At 58.1% G+C, this 3,271-nt stretch carries 1 protein-coding gene; it reads left to right on the top strand.

Annotated features, from left to right (window positions below; all coding sequences use genetic code 11):
• The first annotated feature begins 601 nt into the window (after nucleotides 1-601).
• Nucleotides 602-2,602, top strand: a complete 2,001-nt coding sequence (locus tag MSM1_RS16130; RefSeq protein ID WP_213444294.1) for a SidA/IucD/PvdA family monooxygenase — start codon at nucleotides 602-604, stop codon at nucleotides 2,600-2,602.
• Nucleotides 2,603-3,271: the final 669 nt, after the last annotated feature.

A 3,271-nucleotide genomic window follows, 5' to 3' on the forward strand; every position in this document is an offset into this window, starting at 1 on the left:
ATTATTTACTCATTAATATGAGGATACAGACCAATGTACGTATTTTTCGCTATTTTACATGTGACGTTTATCGGGATTCCATTGGTGAATGCTCGCCTACAAATTTGGTAGCATGCCGATCATTAGCGAAATGAATTCGTCGTGCGGCGCCAGCGCATGATCGCCCACTCCGCCGGCGTGGGTGGTGGCGACCGTGCACCCCTCATGCTCGGTGGTACCGGGAGAAGGCAAGTGCCACACCGATGTTCGTGTCATTCTGCGGCGACTGCAGCGGTGTGGCGCGTGGTGTCGCCCTCCAGGGGGCCGTGTCGGCCCGAAGGTAACGGTTCAGTTATAATCCTGCGAGACCCGCCACTCGATCCTGTCAATGATCCGATACCTAATCCGCGCGCAGACGGTAGCTGCCGAAGCTCCCTCGTTAACGATGGGAAACGGCACACGTTACGGCCCGCTTTCGTTGACGTTTTGCGACGTTGGCGGGAAGTTCACCGTGAATGGGCGCGTGCAGAGCGGCCGGGTTATATTGAACGGACTGCGAGCGGTATACGCGGGAGACCTTCATGTGAGAAGTTAGGGCGGACATGACATTGGGGAGGATCCGATGACGCCTGTGCCAGCCAGTGCACAAACCGATTCCGGCATCGACTTCATCGGCATCGGTTTCGGTCCGTCGAATCTCGCACTGGCCGTGGCCGCTGATGAGATCGTACCGAGCTGTCGTGGCTTATTTCTGGAGCGCAGTCCAAGCTTTCAATGGCATCCGGGAATGATGCTCGATGGCGCAAAAATGCAGATTTCGTTCCTGAAAGACCTTGCTACACTGCGTAATCCGGCAAGTCAATACACGTTTCTTCAATACACTAAAGCCAAAGGCCGTCTGGAGCAGTTCGTCAACCTCAATGAATTCCGTCCCAGCCGACTCGAATACCACGACTATCTTCAATGGGTTGCCGCATTCTTCGCCGACCGAGTCCGTTATGGCACGGTCGTAACGGCGGTGGCACCGGTCCGCGAGTCGGCGTCCACCACGGCGCCGATGACGCTGTTTAAAGTCTATGCCCGTGAGGTAACAACGGGGGCCGAATCCTGCTTCCTCACGCGCAACGTGGTGTATAGCGGTGGCGGTGTTCCTCGCCTAAGCGGCCAACACGCGGCTACATCGGCAGTGCTGCACTCTAGCGAATTCTGGCCGCACTTCGCGAACCGCTTCAACGAATCACAAAAGGCCTACCGCTTTGCGGTCGTTGGAAATGGCCAAAGCGCAGCAGAGATCGTCGAGTATCTGCTAAACCATTATCCACTGGCAACCCTTCACTTGTTTATACCGGATCATACTCTGCGAGCTGCCGATAGCTCTCCATTCATTAACGAGCATTTCTTTTCGGCCAGCGCCGCCGAATTTTATGACTATTCGCTTGCCAAAAGGTCTGCGGTGCGCGAGGAATTACGGCCGACAAATTACGGTGTCGTCGACCCGGATTTGTTGCAGAAGCTATACGAAACCGCCTACCTTGACCAGGTGAAGGGATGCCGTCGACTGCACCTCCACTGTGAGTCGCGATTAACGCAAGTCAGGGAAGTCGATAATCGCGTCGTGGCCAGATTTGCGGACCGCTTTAGCGGAGAATCCAGCGAATTCCACTTCGACGGCGCGGTACTGGCCACGGGTTACGACAGGAGGCTGGACGCCGAGATTTTCCGGGAAGTGCTGCCGTACATCTTGCGCGACGAGTCCGGGGCGATCTCGCTGTCGCGCAGCTGCCGAGTCAACACCGCGCCCGCGGTAACGGCCGGGCTGTTCGTGCAGGGGTACGGTGAAGCATCGTTCGGGATCGGTGACACCTTGCTGTCGCTGTTGCCTTTCCGGGCGCAGGCGATCATCGAGGAAATTGCGACCAATCGCCGCGGCGCCCCGACCTGTCGCCGGCGAAATACTCACGGCGAATATCCACCGAAGAGGTATGTGGAAACCGATCTCGATCGTTTGCGGGCTGTCATCAACAGGTACCGATTTGCCACCCTCATCTCCGCTCGGGGAGTAGATGAGCCGGTTGTCACACAGCTTCCCTTAACCCTCGACACATCGCGCGGGCCGCTGGGCGTTCTTTTCGGTCATATGGATGTGGCGAATCCACACACCGAACTACTTGACGGGCACCGGGTGCTCGTCTTGTTCCACGGGCCGAATGGATACATCTCCCCGCACGTATATGAATCGCCCCAACTGCCCACATGGAACTCCATCGCGGTGGAAGTACGTGGGCGCGCACGGATTTTGCGAGACAAAGATGCGGTTGTCAATGGCCTGTGCGGCATAGCCGTGGCCGCGGACCCATCGCCGGGCGGCTATCGGCTAACTCGCGAAGCGGCTAGCGATGACAGGCTTTTCCCGTTCATCGTCGGATTCGAGATTGACATCGAGGAGATGACTGGACGTTTCAAGCTTTCGCAGGATCGCGACGACAAGGATCGTTGGCTCGCCGCCCGTGCCCTGGCGCAAGGCATGCAGCAGGATGACAGGGATCTCATATCATCGATCGTCGGATTCCGCCTCGATGTCGATGATGGCCCGATTCCACTACCGCAGGAGCGAAGTACGTGAATATCGCAACACGCAGGAAACCGACCGGGGATCGACGACCTGCTCGGTTGGCTCACGCGCGCAACTGTCCGCAATCGCGCCTAGCGCCGGTGACTGCGGTACAACCTGCCATGGAAAGTTACCTGGAAAGTCATGGGCGGGTTCTCGAGGATTACCGGCGACCAAGCGGGTGGTCTCAGATCGATCGCCGACTGTGCTCGAAGATTGAGACGCGGGATCCAGGTAAGCCGATGTGGCGGTTACTGCGCCGCGATCGAAAGTCTGGCGGTGCGTCTCCCCGGGGTGCGACACGCATCTGGCGGCCGGGGGAGCTCGGCGCCAAAGGCTCCGCGTATACCATTGGCAGCCTGTGGGCGCGACCGTTCGTGTTAAGTTCTGCGTACAACTTCGGAAGCGACACAACCTATTTGCTGGTAGTAGGCTGCAGTTCTGGGTGTTGTGGTGGTCAACGAGAAGCTGCGATACGGCTTGTGGTCGGCTTGTGCACGTTCAGGCGAGCCGGCGGCGGGTAGCTGAACGATGCGGTGACGGCGGGTACCTGGATGATGTCCAACAAGATCGGTCCGACGTGTGCGACTTAGGGGAAGTTGTGCGGGTCGGGGCTTCTGACGCGTAAGCCGGTTATTGCTCTGGGGGAAGCACTTTGGCGGGAATCATTGGAGGAGCGCG

The sequence above is a fragment of the Mycobacterium sp. SM1 genome (assembly GCF_018361265.1).
Lineage (GTDB): Bacteria > Actinomycetota > Actinomycetes > Mycobacteriales > Mycobacteriaceae > Mycobacterium.